This is a genomic window from Sutcliffiella horikoshii, assembly GCF_008180725.1.
In the GTDB taxonomy this organism is placed as follows: Bacteria; Bacillota; Bacilli; order Bacillales; family Bacillaceae_I; genus Sutcliffiella_A; species Sutcliffiella_A horikoshii_B.
The window spans coordinates 389544-402451 of record NZ_VTEV01000004.1; the positions used below are offsets into that span (position 1 = coordinate 389544).

The following is a 12908-nucleotide window of genomic DNA, read 5'->3' on the forward strand; positions in this document are numbered from 1 at the left end:
TGAGGAATTGCGTGTTCCCTTTTTTATCAATTATTTGAAGAAAGGCAGGACCTATGGAATGTTAAATCTTAAACAAATAAACGAAGTAGTAGATGTAATGGGAGAGATGTTTCCTGATGCACATTGCGAACTCAATCATAAAAACCCTTTCGAATTAGTGATTGCAGTCGCGCTGTCAGCTCAGTGTACAGATGCTCTTGTTAATAAAGTAACGAAGAACCTATTTGAAAAATACCAAAAGCCTGAGGATTACCTTGCCGTTACACTGGAAGAATTGCAACAAGATATCCGCTCTATCGGTCTTTATCGAAATAAAGCAAAAAATATTAGAAGTTTATGCCAACTTCTCTTAGAGGAATACAATGGTGAAATTCCAAAAGAAAGGGATGAACTCGTTAAGCTTCCGGGTGTTGGTAGAAAAACAGCAAATGTAGTAGTTTCTGTTGCTTTTGGTGTCCCAGCTATTGCAGTAGATACTCATGTAGAACGAGTTAGTAAGCGTTTAGGTATCTGTAAGTGGAAAGACAGCGTCTTAGAAGTAGAAAAGACGTTGATGAGAAAAATTCCAAAAGAAAAATGGTCTGACACGCATCACCGCCTTATTTTCTTTGGCAGATATCATTGTAAAGCTCAGAATCCTCAATGTGAAAGCTGTCCTTTACTTGAAATGTGCAGAGAAGGCAAGAAGAGAATGAAGAAGAAGGTGGGCTAATGAAGATACCAGAAAGCTTTCTTCATCCCCATTTTTACTCGAATCAAGACTCCATTTCCATAAAAATTTTTTCTTTGGCAGATATCATAGAAGTCCCATTTAAGTTTGACATAGCATACTACCTGGGAGTAGCGCCAGATCAATTGCCTTGGGAGATGACAAGTGATTCCATACCGCATATTCTCACTAGTTGGAAAGAGAAAGAGATCCTTTTAAACTCTCTTCACGAAGTAAGGGATCGAAAGGAAGCAAGAAAACAAATTGTGCTGCCAATTGCTTGGTTTCTGCAATTGCTGTTTTGGATGAATGGGCAACCAGTAAGAGGTTTGACCGATTGGAAAATTGAAGTGTGCAGATTGAAATGGAAGCCGATAAATGTGGATGAGAGGTTGGAATTTGTCATTAAAAAACCTGAAATGTATCATTCATTTATTCAACTTCAACAGCTCTACACCGAATGTGCCAAGTTGTTTTATAAAATTAAGGTGTTAGAGAAGAAGTAAATCTAGAGACTACACAAAAAGGGCTACCATAGCAGGTAGCCCTTTTTGCTTTAATCGTTGTCTTCTTCTGAATTATTTCGTTGCCCATTTCTGTTTGTGTTGCTCTGTGTATTAGCATCATCAGACTCTTCCCCGTCGCCAGGAGGCTCTTCGCCATCCCCAGGAGGTTCTTCCCCATCCCCAGGAGGCTCTTCCCCGTCGCCAGGATGCTCTTCGCCATCACCAGGAGTACCTTCCCCGTCACCAGGAGGCTCTTCGCCATCACCAGGGGGCTCTTCCCCATCCCCAGGCGGGTTTGGAATCTCAGGAATGATACTTTCATCCTCTTCAACCAATTCAGGAATTGTTATAGTCTGTGTTGCTGCATCACTTCTATTCTCATTGTTTTCATCCTGTACTGCTATAATTTCAAAGGTGAAGGTAGCACCAGGGTCTGGTGATTCCACAACCAAACCTAGATCTTTCGTTTCAGTGAGAGATTGAGGGGAACCTTCATTAACAGCTACGTTAATTGTAAATGTCACACCTTCTAATCGTTCTTCAGGGTATTTCCAATTCAAGTTGATAACATTTGCTTCTTCGTCATACTGTGCGGTGAAACCTGACGGAGTAGGCAGCTTATCATATTCTTTAGATACCTCTGTTGGTTCTGTACCTTTGACAAAATATTCATTTGTAATTTGGTCAGATGGTGTGAACTGACTTGCTTTTAATGGTGGATTAGATCCTTTCTCAATTGCAACACGGACAACACTGTTAGGAACAGGGAAATCTGCTTTATCTTCATTTGTCGTAGATATGTTCTCCATCAATTGCTTGAAGATAATCCGAGATAAATATTGATCTTGATTTACGCCATTAATCGGTCGCAGATAATTATCAGTTCCGGTTCTTCTAAATCCAGTCCAAACTGCAGCAGTATATGTTGGGGTATACCCAGCAAACCAAGTGCTTGGAACACCGCCTTCAGGTATCCCATATTCTGCCATTGTTTCATCAGAAAAGTTTGTAGTTCCTGACTTCCCTGCAATATTCAATCCAGGAACATTTGCAGCGGTTGCTAATCCGCTTCTTACGGATGTTTTAAGCATATCAGTAATCATGAAAGCTGTGGAATCTTTCATCACCACTTCAGATTCTTTGTTCAGGTTGACGCTAGTTCCATCTTGGAAGACGACTTTTGTCACTGCGAACGGTTCGGTATATACACCGCCACTTCCAAATGAACTGTATGCTCCAGCCATTTGAAGAGGGGAAATACCGTTTGTAAATCCACCAATTGCATATGCTTCATTTATTTCTTCTTCAAGAGGTATGCCTAACTTAACTGCAAAATCCCTTGCTCTGTCCAAACCGACTTCTTGAAGGGCTTTTAATGCCGGGATGTTACGGGAGTCGGCTATATGTTGTCTCATACTAAGGAAACCTTTATGCTTGTTGTCCCAGTTATTGATTTCCGTTCCGGAAGAGTAACTGTAAGGTTCATCATTAATTTGATGATAGGTTGACCAATCCAAAAACTCTATTGCAGGAGCATAATCTAGAATTGGTTTAATCGCTGACGCTGGTTGAACTCTTATGTCTGTAGCGTAATTGGTACCGGTCTTCATATGGTTTCTACCACCGCCAATGGCGCGAATTTCACCACTTTGCGTATCAATTAAGGCAATACCTGCTTGGTAGTCTTCATTTTCTAAATGCGGGATGCCACTCTCATCTGATAAAATGTATTCCACTTGTTCTTGTGCATTGACATCAAGTGTGGTGTAAATCTCTAGTCCATCTGCTTGAGGGTCTACATCCCCTAGTTGATCAGAGATTTCCTCAATTACACGATCAATGAACGCGTTGTATTTATTCGAGTAATTCGTTTTCTCTACATCGTCTGCTAGTGTCGAGTCTACCGGAATTGCCCTTGCTGCATCGGCTTCTTCCTCTGTGATTTTTCCATGCTTCACCATAAGTGTCAGTACAATATTACGGCGCTGTTCAGCATTTTCAGGATTTGTAACAGGGTTATAATTGTTAGGACTTTGAGGGAGTCCAGCAAGCATCGCTGCTTCATGCAATTCTAACTCGTCTAGAGATTTTCCATAATAATTTTTTGCAGCATTGGAAATTCCATATGCATAATTTGAAAAATAGATACGATTTAAGTACATTTCCAGTATTTCGTCTTTGGTGAAACGGGATTCTAGTTGATAAGCCAAGTAGAATTCCTGTGCTTTTCTCTTTAAGGTTTTATCAGTTGATAAAAATGATAATTTTACTAGCTGTTGAGTTATGGTACTACCACCTTCAGCACCGAAGCCTCTTGTAACGTTTGCAAGTACTGCTCCAGCCAAACGTCTGTAATCTACACCATTATGCTCATAAAATCGAACATCCTCTGTAGCCAAGAAGGCATCTTTAACAAGGTCTGGGATTTCATCAGAATCTACATATTCCCTAGCTTCGTGCCCGCCTATTTCAGCAGCCAGCTCACCATCCATCCCATAAACTTTGGACGGTACAGGGACCTTAAGTAGCGTTTCGTCCAACGGTGGAGTGCTTTGGACATAGTATGCGAATGTACCAATACCTGTTATTAATCCTACAATTCCTATAATAAGTGCGGATAAAAATATTTTCTTGAAAAGTCCTTTTTTAGGCCCTTTCTTTTTCGTGCCGGACTTGGCACTTCGTTCTTCTTCCATAGCTTTTCGTCTTTGTTCTCTTGATTGATACTTCTCAGTCATGTTTCAGACCTGCCTTTCTTCACACATACAGTAATTCCGGAGCTATTAATAATACATGTCTATTATTTTGATGTAATCGATTCTTGGCTGATAACCTTGAGGAATCAAGTAGCCGTACCGTTCGATATCTTGTTTTGTAATAGACTTTCTTTCACCGGATTCTTTCCTTTCCCAATAATGAAATAACTTTTCGGCCGGAAGCAGATATACTTCATTAAAAAGACGGAACATTAATATGACGAAACAGATTCCATTTTGTTTCACAACTTGTCTCATATGTTGAATTTGATGTTCATGAAAGTTTTGGAGAGGGAAGGAAGTTTTGTTTTTCGTTTCCTTTGCCTCGAAATCAATATACCTTCCTTTGTACACTCCGTTAAAATCTGTTGTCGATGCTTGTTTGAAGTAAGCTTCTTTGATAACGGCAGCACTTCTTTTTGGATAGTGCACATCAACTATCTGAATTGGTGTCGGTTTTTTATGGACAACAGCAATTCCTTGGTGGAGATAATACATATTGGAATCATGAAGATCATCCTCTAAACTCATTCCTCTGTTGCCATACAATGTTGGGCCAGTCTTTTTGGAAGGTGAACTGCTATTTCCCTGAAATACTTTACCATTTGGGTATCGTATAGTCATAAATTTCCCCCTCTAGACTAAAACTAATCTTATATTAGAAAAAAACGTCATCTTTTTGTAAACTTTGTCACTTTTTGTTTGAAAGGAGGAGGATATGTTAGTGAAACAGAGTACTCCATATTCGGAAATAAAAAAAAGAAGATTGACATACAAGTACTCCTTTCAAGAAAGTAATTTTATCACTACTATTCAAAAAAATACAGCGAAATACAATGCTGACAATATTTCTAGGACCAAAGCCTATATTGATTATTATAATAGAAACAAAGAAATTCGATGGGCTTTTTTGGCTAGCATGGTCTCACGAAATGCTGGCTGGAACATAACGGACTTGGAGGGGAAATGGTTCAAGCTTGCTTTAGATTGGAGAAAGAGATATCCAATTTTTTTGACTTACGAATTAGCAAATTGGATGATATTCCAGGATGCCTACCCTCAATTATTACTATATGAGTTGTCCAAGAAATATAACAAACCACTTTTTCATTTATTAAAAGAGTTCCATGTTTCTTGTTTTATGGAAGCGGAGTGGCAGTATTTTTGGGAGAAAAGGGATATAGATAGGTTAATGACTTCCCTTATTATTAATGAACAAAATCTTATTCAAGAACCGGTTCTTCAAAACAAAAAGTTGAAAAGAAAGGTCTTTGGAACAAGTGTATATGCCTTTCAAGATCTTGGTCATTTTAGTTGTGTCATTTTTCCAACAATTAAAGGGAAGTTATATGGATATTCTGTGCATGGATTTCAAAAGCTCCATAATAGAATTGATTTAGGAAAGAGATTGGCAGATCTTCTGTTTGACCGGAGACTATTTGATTCATTTTTGATTTTCTCGCAGGAAACAGAACCTACAGGATCGCGATTTGACTATGAGCAGCATTTGCATAAAGGGGTATTTAGAGAAACTCCTGTTCTTAGAGCTGTATATCCTGTGATTCCTCATCGTCCTTTCCTACAAGAAGACTGGGTTTTTAGGCAGGAAAAGCATCTTGCAAAGTGGAAGCAAAGGGCAAGGAACACAGAGCGAGAGGAGATAGAGATAACGAAGTGGTTTATTCATAAACAACATCAGATGCATAGTTTAATTGCTTTAAAAAAGTGGTTATAGCATATAAAAACAGCTCCGAAAAAGGAGCTGTTTTTTGAGTGGAATGATATCAGGTGGAAGGACGGTTTGGTCCTTTTAACTTTTTATCTTCTTGGCCAGGTGCACTTTCAACTTGGTTTTTACGTTGTTGTTGATTTTTCTTTTGTTTTGACATTGCTAAAACCTCCTTTAGTAATTTTTTTACCATCTTATTTTTTACAAAGTGGCAAGCAATCATGCGAAAAATGGGAGGTGTTTTTGCAAATAAACACTTTCTTTGACGAATTGCTTCTAGTTTTGTCACACAGGAAGGGAGTGAGAGATGAACGGAGAAAATATAAACTAACAAAGTATGGAGGGGATTTGTATGTCCAATGTAGTTGTTTCAAGAAATGAGATCGCGGACTTGTTCAATGAAATGATGCTTCAAATGGATGTATTAGAGGAGACGATGTCAAATTCACTTAAAATAGAGCGAGAAGAGATGGAAGAAGTCATGAAACATCAAATTAGACGGTTGCATGTCACACTAGATGAAGTGGAAAAAGTGATGGGGGAGCAACGGCTGTTAAAAATACACTCTCCAAAAACAATTGACTTTAGTCAGAGTGCTTACTCTGTTTAAGAAGATATGGTAATGTATTGCTAGAGGTGAAGTGAGATGTCTGGCAATGAAAATAGTGTAAAGGAATTAACAAAACAAATTTTGATGGAATTGGACAGGATAGAAGCAAACTTTATTGAAGTTAAAGCTAGTAAAAAGGAACCTGATTTCTTTCAAACAGTGAAGCCGTATGCTGACAAAGTGTATGCGACAGTCGAACAATGGGAGAGTAATGTTAAGGACTGGATCATATCAGAAAAACCCAAATATATACACGTCCAACAAATAGATAGTACAGTTGAAAATATCAATATGGTAGCTGTGCAATGCTTTTATCCGGATACCCGTGAAAAACGTTTTAAAGGCATGTTACAGTCTATTCGCTATGTATTGAATGATACAATATCCAAAAATATGTAATTAAACCGGCCTGATCAGTAGCAGATCAGGCTGGGTCATTTTATCGATCTTTCTCAGCTTTGTTCGTTACTGGGCGTTCCTCAGCAGTAGCCACAGGCTCGATTGCGTATTCCACTTTTTCGAACACCTTTCTTTCAGCCGGCTTTGCCCCGATAGTAGGTTCGTGTCCTTTTTTCATATGGTTAAAGTTTTTTCCGCGACTCATCTATATCCCTCCTTTTTTATCCTACTTAGCTTTCCACATTGCACTTCTCATTACGCAATTAAGGTAAAAAAAAGAGACCCATAAAGGTCTCCTAACAATATTGTTTATCATGTTACTTCTAAAATGTCTTCAAACGTATTTGGTGGAACAGCACCTTTTGATTCGAGCTCCCGAATCAAATTTCGAAACTGACCAATCGTTAATTCCCCTCTAAGGTACAGCTGTCTGGCAAAATCCATTAATTCATTATGCTCCATTGGTTCATAGGTCTTACAACTTATAAATTTATGACGCAACTCTTCAAGTACCAATCCAATCCCCCCTTTGAAGTTAATTCCATCATAGCATGCAAAATAAATTTTTCTTGTTTTTGAAAAAATGAAACTTCCGACAAATTGGGACAAAAATGGAGTATTGTGGCAAGACTCATTGCTCTTTTATTGTAAAGTTGAATAGGCACCTTTCCCGGGTTTTTTCATACGTTATTTATAGCTAGAAAAGAGGAGGGATTCGAATGTTTAGGAGAATGTACGCGAGGCCTAGACATTTATCACATAATAGGAATATGAATATGTTAAGTCAGCTTCCTTTTTTAAATAATTTACTGCCTTATTCCGGCGGCGGATCCATGCAAGGGATGTTTCCTCAGCAGGTAATGAACGGAGGCTGGATGAATCAACAAGGGATAGGTCCTGACTTTATGAATGCGATACCATATTCAGGGAATGGTACACAAAATTCGGCGTTTCCTTTTAATATGATGAATAATATGAGTCAGAATGGTTTCCCACAAACTATGCCATTGAACGGCGGTATGGGGCAAAATGGCTTTGTCCAAGGCATGCCGTTTAATGCAATGGGTCAGAACGGATATCCTCAAGGATTTCCACAACAGGGTGGGGGACCTGGCGGTAATTTTATGCCAAATCAAATGAGTATGCCATTTATGAATCCATATCCTACCCAGGGACAATCAACTAAGCCTCAAACATCCCAAGTGAATTCCTTTATGAATCAATTTAAAGGGCAGGACGGGAATGTGGATATGAAGAAAATGATGGACACAGCTGGGCAAATGATGAACACAGTCAATCAACTTAATAATATGTTTAAAGGACTTGCTTCAACATTTAAAGCATAATAAAAGATGCCTTCCAATAGAGGGCATCTTATTTTGATATATGTAAAGCCATGTGTTCTTCATCTATATAAAAACCGTCTACATATAGAGCACCTTTCTCATATCCAAAAGTGTTAAATCCATAACTTTCATACAATTTTTTTGCAGAGTTATTGGTCGCAGCCACCGTTAATTGAATTTGCTTTAATCCTGGTATGTCGTTCGCTTTATTTAGTGTATCTCTTAGCATCTGCTTGCTATAGCCTTGTCCTCTATAATTCTCTGCGATATAAACGCCCCAAATAAATCCTTTATGTTTGAACTTTATTTTGTCTTCTCGTTTAAAACCAATCATACCAACAAGAATTTCTTGATCAAATAAACCATAAATAAAGGATTCTTGATTTTCTGGAATACGATTTTCTATGTCATCTAAGGATCTATTATGTTCTTCCTCATAGCTGGAAGAGAAGGAATCGGGTTCTTTTAATAAGGATTCTAAACGCAATTGCCTAAATTGCTCTGCGTCATTTTTTTTCAATACACGCATCTTCACTCTTATCCCCCCTGAATGGTAAAAAAAGGAGAGAAGGTTCTCTCCTGGCGTTACTTATGATAATCGCCTTTTGGGTCTTGTTCGTTCAAAGAAGTAGTTGTCCAATTTTTCTTCTTCCTGATGATTAAGGGAGGAACTGTAATATGGATTTTCTTCTTTTTGTTCTTTATCAAGGTTGGTTTTTATTACGAGTGATGGCGAAGTGGATGGGCTTGCATACACTTTTTTATACTGTTTGCTCATCTTGTACACCTCCTATTGGTTATATTGTGTACTGGTGAGGGATTTATGTAGGGGTGTATTAGGACTTTTATTTCCATTCATAAAATTTTTGATTCCATCCATGCTATAGAGGTAGGTAGAAAACTTTTTTTGGGAGGCGTAATGATGACGAATAGAAATGATAATAGAGAACGCAAGAATAAATATCCTAATAATCAGCATCAGCAAGAAGTTTCTAAGGAATTGGCAAGCATTCAGATGGATTCTACTCCTGAAGAGAATGCGAAGTACGGATCAAAATCGCATAAAAACTAAACTAAAGCAGTCACTTTTATGGGTGACTGCTTTTGTTGTTATTGAGAATATCAAAATTGCATTTAACCGTTGATTGCCGTTCCAGTTGCTTCGCTTTCCATGGGCGGTCCGGAAGCCTCCTCACTCCGTTGCGGGGTCTTCCCTGTCCCTTCCTCCCATAGGAGTCTGCGCAACTTCCACGGCAATCAACAAGAGCTTCATTACCAAAGAGTAGGAATTCTAACCGATTACACTGTAAAAATATTTCCATTAAGCTCTTAAAATTTCTAGCTGTGGATTGGAGCAAATGGCGGAGACTCCAGCGGGGGAGTAACGGTAGATTGAGACCCCTGAAACGTTGTGAGGAGGCTCAAGCACCGTCCCGCGGAAAGCGAAGTCATTTGCGGAAAGGAACAGCGGCGAATAGCTATCAACTAAAATTTATTGAATTTTACTATGCTTTCAATCATCAATTTTAATTTGTTTGATGTTTTTCTTTGGTATGCGGATTTGGAGTAGTCCGTCTCGGTAGTTGGCTTGAAGGGCATGTAATTTTGCATATGGTGGGACAGGGATAGTCCGTTTTTGGTGCTTCATTGTATAGCTGTTGCTTACAAAAGATGTGGATTCATCAATTGTTTCGAGTTGTTCTTCATTTTTGACTCCAATGGTTAAGTATCGATCAAAGGTCTCTATTGTAATTTGTTCCTTTTTAATTCCAGGGAGCTTACAAATAACAATAAACTCTCCAGTTGTTTCTCGTGTTTCCACTGGCAATGAAGCTTCTGTAAATGCATGGCCAAAGAAGTTATCCATTTGTTGAAGCATCCCTTTTATTGGTGAGTTGCTGAAAAATGTATCAATAGAATTCATAATATTGTTTTGAGGGATATTTTTGTTTGGAAGCTTACCTTGTTCATCTTTCATGGTAGGACTCCTTTCGTGCTCTTTATCATTACTATATAGTTTTGGGCTTAGTCGGGTTACTGTATTTGGTGTTTTTATATTGCAGATTTTGCATTGGATAAATCTTTTAGAAGAATGCATTTAACCTAAATTTATGCTATAATATATTGGAAGAGATTGTATGACGAGGATGCTTTTTTTATTTTTTTCTTATTTTTTCCTCGTATATTGGCATACTAAGAGTATATTAGTGAGGATAAACTGCGCCCCACCTCAAAAGATAGGAGAGTGGTACTATGGCTTTTGGAAGAAGAGAAGTAGAAGAAATCGTTACCGAGGAAACGAAAGTTTGGGTTTGTGAATCAGAGGATTGCAATGGTTGGATGAGAGATAATTTTAAGAACAGCGAAAGCGACATCCCAACATGTCCTCTATGCCACAGCGGCATGACACAATCTACCAAAGTGCTAGCAGTCATCAATAACTACAGTCAAAATCAGAAGATGTAAATATACCAAGATGGAAAAACCAAGCGCCTTTCAAGTGCTTGGTTTTTCTTTTTGGACTTTACGAACCGAACGCTTATTCGCTAAAATAGAGAGTAGAGAATGAGGTGAGTTGCAATGAAATGGAGAAAAACGATTTATGAAGTGATTGATTGGATGAAAAGTGAGGAATCCATAGCAAAAAATATTGTACATTGGGAAACTGTTCCACCGAAAGAAGCACAAACAGTCCCGTTTCCTGCTCAAATAGATGAACGTTTGATGAAATCATTGACCGAAAGAGGTATCAACTCTTTATATACCCACCAGGCAGCGGCATTCGAGGCTGCAATCCATAAAAAACATTTTGTAGCGGTTACCCCGACTGCTTCAGGAAAAACCTTATGTTATAACTTGCCGGTACTTCAAAAAATTGTACAAAATAATGACGCGCGAGCACTGTATTTGTTCCCGACAAAAGCACTTGCCCAGGATCAAAAGAGTGAACTGAACGAAATCATTACCCAAATGGGGGTGCCGATCAACAGTTATACATATGATGGCGACACGGCCCCTACTATCAGACAAAAGGTAAGAAAAGCCGGACATGTAGTAATAACCAATCCTGATATGCTACATTCGGCAATCCTTCCTCATCATACTAAATGGGTTTCACTTTTTGAAAACCTGGAATATATCGTGATTGATGAGTTGCATACGTACAGAGGTGTGTTTGGAAGTCATGTTGCTAATGTTATTAGAAGGTTAAAGCGGATTTGTAATTTTTATGGAAGTGACCCTACATTTATTTGTACATCTGCAACGATAGCAAATCCAAAAGAACTGGCTCAGGAACTAACTGGGGAGGACTTTGAACTTATCAATAATAATGGAGCTCCATCGAGTAAAAAGCATATCGTTTTTTATAACCCACCGATTGTCAATAAGCCGCTGAATATCAGAAGGAGTGCAACGCTTCAGGTAAGAAAGCTGGCTGCAGAGTTTCTTCAGGAAAAAATTCAAACCATCGTCTTTGCCAAAAGCAGGGTACGAGTAGAAATTCTGTTAACGTACCTAAAGGATCTAGTCAAAAATCAACTCGGAGAAAAGTCCATTCAAGGGTACAGGGGAGGATATCTTCCCACCCAGCGCCGGGCGATTGAAAAAGGCTTAAGAAACGGAGAAATTTATGGTGTTATCAGTACTAACGCGCTGGAACTTGGAGTGGATATAGGGCAATTGCAGGTTTGTATCATGACAGGATATCCAGGAACGATTGCAAGTGCTTGGCAGCAGGCTGGCAGAGCTGGGCGCAGACAAGGAGAAGCGGTTATTGTCATGGTGGCAAGCTCCAACCCGTTAGATCAATATGTTATCCAACACCCGGAATTTTTCCTGAAAAGTAATCCCGAGTCAGCCAGGATTAATCCAAATAATCTCGTGATACTAGTGGACCATATAAAGTGTGCTGCCTATGAGTTACCGTTTAAAATAGGCGATACCTTTGATGGCGTGGAGCTTGAGGATATTTTAGACTATTTGGCAGAAGAAAGAGTACTTCACGAAAACGGAGGGAAATTTCATTGGATGAATGATGCTTTCCCGGCACATAACATCAGCTTGCGTTCAGCTTCACAGGAAAATGTCATTATTATTGACCAATCATCAGAACCTGCTAATAAAGTGATTGGGGAAATGGACCGTTTCAGTTCTATGACACTTCTTCATGATGAAGCGATCTATTTGCACCAGGGTGTTCAATATCAAGTAGAGAAACTTGACTGGGAAGAAAAGAAAGCATTTGTAAGAGAAGTAAATGTAGACTATTTTACCGATGCGAATCTTGCTGTTTCCCTTGATGTACTTGAGGTGGACAAACAGACCGATTACCAAGCAGGCACTATATCGTTTGGAGATGTTTCGGTACGGGCGATGGCAACTATTTTTAAAAAGATAAAATTTGAAACGCACGAAAACATCGGTTCAGGGCCAATCTACCTTCCAGAAGAAGAGCTTCAGACAAGTGCAACGTGGATTACACTTGAAGAAGAAATTACAGAGCGACTTAAAGGTGATGATTTGGAGAAAAGTCTCTTGGGTATCGCTCATGCCCTTAAACATGTGACTCCATTGTTATTAATGTGTGAACCGATGGATATGCAGGTGGTACCTCAAGTCAAGTCCACGCACGATGAAAAACCCGTTGTCTATTTTTATGACCGTTATCCGGGAGGAGTCGGGTTAAGCGAAAAAGCGTACGACTATATAAATGAACTACTTACAAGTGCAAGTGAACTAATAGGCAATTGCCCATGCCGTTCAGGATGTCCATCATGCATCGGTGCGGATTATCCTGATGAAGACTCCAAAGAATTGGCACTCTCTCTACTTCAAAAACTTGTGTAAAGGGG

17 protein-coding genes are annotated in these 12908 nt (G+C 39.0%); 9 read left to right on the plus strand and 8 right to left on the minus strand.

The features are described 5' to 3' along the window. Positions 1-58 precede the first annotated feature (58 nt). Together nth and FZC76_RS11955 are read left to right on the plus strand one after the other, a co-directional pair. Positions 59-712: an endonuclease III gene (gene nth / locus FZC76_RS11950; RefSeq protein ID WP_148988395.1), complete on the plus strand. Its 654-nt coding sequence runs from the start codon at positions 59-61 to the stop codon at positions 710-712. Next, the gene (locus FZC76_RS11955) at positions 712-1215 is read left to right on the plus strand and encodes a YpoC family protein (RefSeq protein WP_148988396.1); all 504 of its coding nucleotides are present in this window, start codon (positions 712-714) and stop codon (positions 1213-1215) included. Before nth ends, FZC76_RS11955 begins: the two co-directional genes overlap by 1 nt. Positions 1216-1265: 50 nt before the next feature. On the opposite strand, the gene FZC76_RS11960 is transcribed toward FZC76_RS11955, so the two are convergent. Together FZC76_RS11960 and recU are read right to left on the minus strand one after the other, a co-directional pair. After that, on the minus strand, positions 1266-3953 hold the full coding sequence (locus FZC76_RS11960; RefSeq protein WP_148988397.1) for a PBP1A family penicillin-binding protein: 2688 nt from the start codon (positions 3951-3953) through the stop codon (positions 1266-1268). A gap of 45 nt (positions 3954-3998) precedes the next feature. After that, on the minus strand, positions 3999-4595 hold the full coding sequence (recU, locus tag FZC76_RS11965; protein ID WP_148988398.1) for a Holliday junction resolvase RecU: 597 nt from the start codon (positions 4593-4595) through the stop codon (positions 3999-4001). A gap of 94 nt (positions 4596-4689) precedes the next feature. On the opposite strand from recU, the gene FZC76_RS11970 reads away from it, so the two are divergent. Beyond that, a complete protein-coding gene (locus FZC76_RS11970) occupies positions 4690-5706 on the plus strand; it encodes a DUF2515 family protein (protein ID WP_148988399.1) in 1017 nt (338 codons plus the stop codon). Between the two features lie 49 nt (positions 5707-5755). Here the strand turns inward: FZC76_RS11970 and FZC76_RS23345 are convergent, their stop codons facing one another. Next, positions 5756-5860, minus strand: coding sequence for a hypothetical protein (locus FZC76_RS23345; RefSeq protein WP_010193728.1), 105 nt, complete (start codon positions 5858-5860; stop codon positions 5756-5758). A gap of 192 nt (positions 5861-6052) precedes the next feature. On the opposite strand from FZC76_RS23345, the gene FZC76_RS11975 reads away from it, so the two are divergent. Both FZC76_RS11975 and FZC76_RS11980 read left to right on the plus strand, forming a co-directional pair. After that, complete coding sequence (locus FZC76_RS11975; protein WP_148988400.1) at positions 6053-6310, plus strand: hypothetical protein; 258 nt, start codon at positions 6053-6055, stop codon at positions 6308-6310. A gap of 36 nt (positions 6311-6346) precedes the next feature. Then, a complete protein-coding gene (locus tag FZC76_RS11980) occupies positions 6347-6709 on the plus strand; it encodes a YppE family protein (protein WP_148988401.1) in 363 nt (120 codons plus the stop codon). Positions 6710-6749: 40 nt separating this feature from the next. On the opposite strand, the gene FZC76_RS23045 is transcribed toward FZC76_RS11980, so the two are convergent. Continuing rightward, positions 6750-6914, minus strand: coding sequence for a hypothetical protein (locus tag FZC76_RS23045; protein ID WP_187442053.1), 165 nt, complete (start codon positions 6912-6914; stop codon positions 6750-6752). Positions 6915-7021: 107 nt separating this feature from the next. After that, positions 7022-7225: a YppF family protein gene (locus FZC76_RS11985; RefSeq protein WP_148988402.1), complete on the minus strand. Its 204-nt coding sequence runs from the start codon at positions 7223-7225 to the stop codon at positions 7022-7024. Between the two features lie 203 nt (positions 7226-7428). Here FZC76_RS11985 and FZC76_RS11990 point away from each other — a divergent pair, with 203 nt between their 5' ends. Further along, entirely contained in the window at positions 7429-8055 is a 627-nt protein-coding gene (locus FZC76_RS11990) for a YppG family protein (protein WP_262372559.1), read from the plus strand. Between the two features lie 28 nt (positions 8056-8083). Here the strand turns inward: FZC76_RS11990 and FZC76_RS11995 are convergent, their stop codons facing one another. Together FZC76_RS11995 and FZC76_RS12000 are read right to left on the minus strand one after the other, a co-directional pair. After that, the gene (locus FZC76_RS11995) at positions 8084-8584 is read right to left on the minus strand and encodes a GNAT family N-acetyltransferase (protein ID WP_262372574.1); all 501 of its coding nucleotides are present in this window, start codon (positions 8582-8584) and stop codon (positions 8084-8086) included. A gap of 60 nt (positions 8585-8644) precedes the next feature. After that, the gene (locus tag FZC76_RS12000; RefSeq protein ID WP_148988404.1) at positions 8645-8833 is read right to left on the minus strand and encodes a hypothetical protein; all 189 of its coding nucleotides are present in this window, start codon (positions 8831-8833) and stop codon (positions 8645-8647) included. Between the two features lie 141 nt (positions 8834-8974). On the opposite strand from FZC76_RS12000, the gene FZC76_RS23050 reads away from it, so the two are divergent. Beyond that, positions 8975-9127, plus strand: coding sequence for a hypothetical protein (locus FZC76_RS23050; RefSeq protein ID WP_169291539.1), 153 nt, complete (start codon positions 8975-8977; stop codon positions 9125-9127). Positions 9128-9568: 441 nt separating this feature from the next. Here the strand turns inward: FZC76_RS23050 and FZC76_RS12005 are convergent, their stop codons facing one another. Beyond that, positions 9569-10033 (minus strand): Hsp20/alpha crystallin family protein, encoded by a 465-nt coding sequence (locus tag FZC76_RS12005; RefSeq protein WP_187442054.1) that lies wholly within the window; start codon positions 10031-10033, stop codon positions 9569-9571. A gap of 275 nt (positions 10034-10308) precedes the next feature. Between FZC76_RS12005 and FZC76_RS12010 the strand changes: the two genes are divergently transcribed. Continuing rightward, positions 10309-10521 carry a cold-inducible protein YdjO-related protein gene (locus FZC76_RS12010; RefSeq protein ID WP_148988406.1) on the plus strand — a complete coding sequence of 71 codons (213 nt, stop codon included), beginning with the start codon at positions 10309-10311 and terminating at the stop codon, positions 10519-10521. Positions 10522-10635: 114 nt separating this feature from the next. Next, positions 10636-12903: a DEAD/DEAH box helicase gene (locus FZC76_RS12015; protein WP_148988407.1), complete on the plus strand. Its 2268-nt coding sequence runs from the start codon at positions 10636-10638 to the stop codon at positions 12901-12903. The last annotated feature ends 5 nt before the right edge of the window (positions 12904-12908 follow it).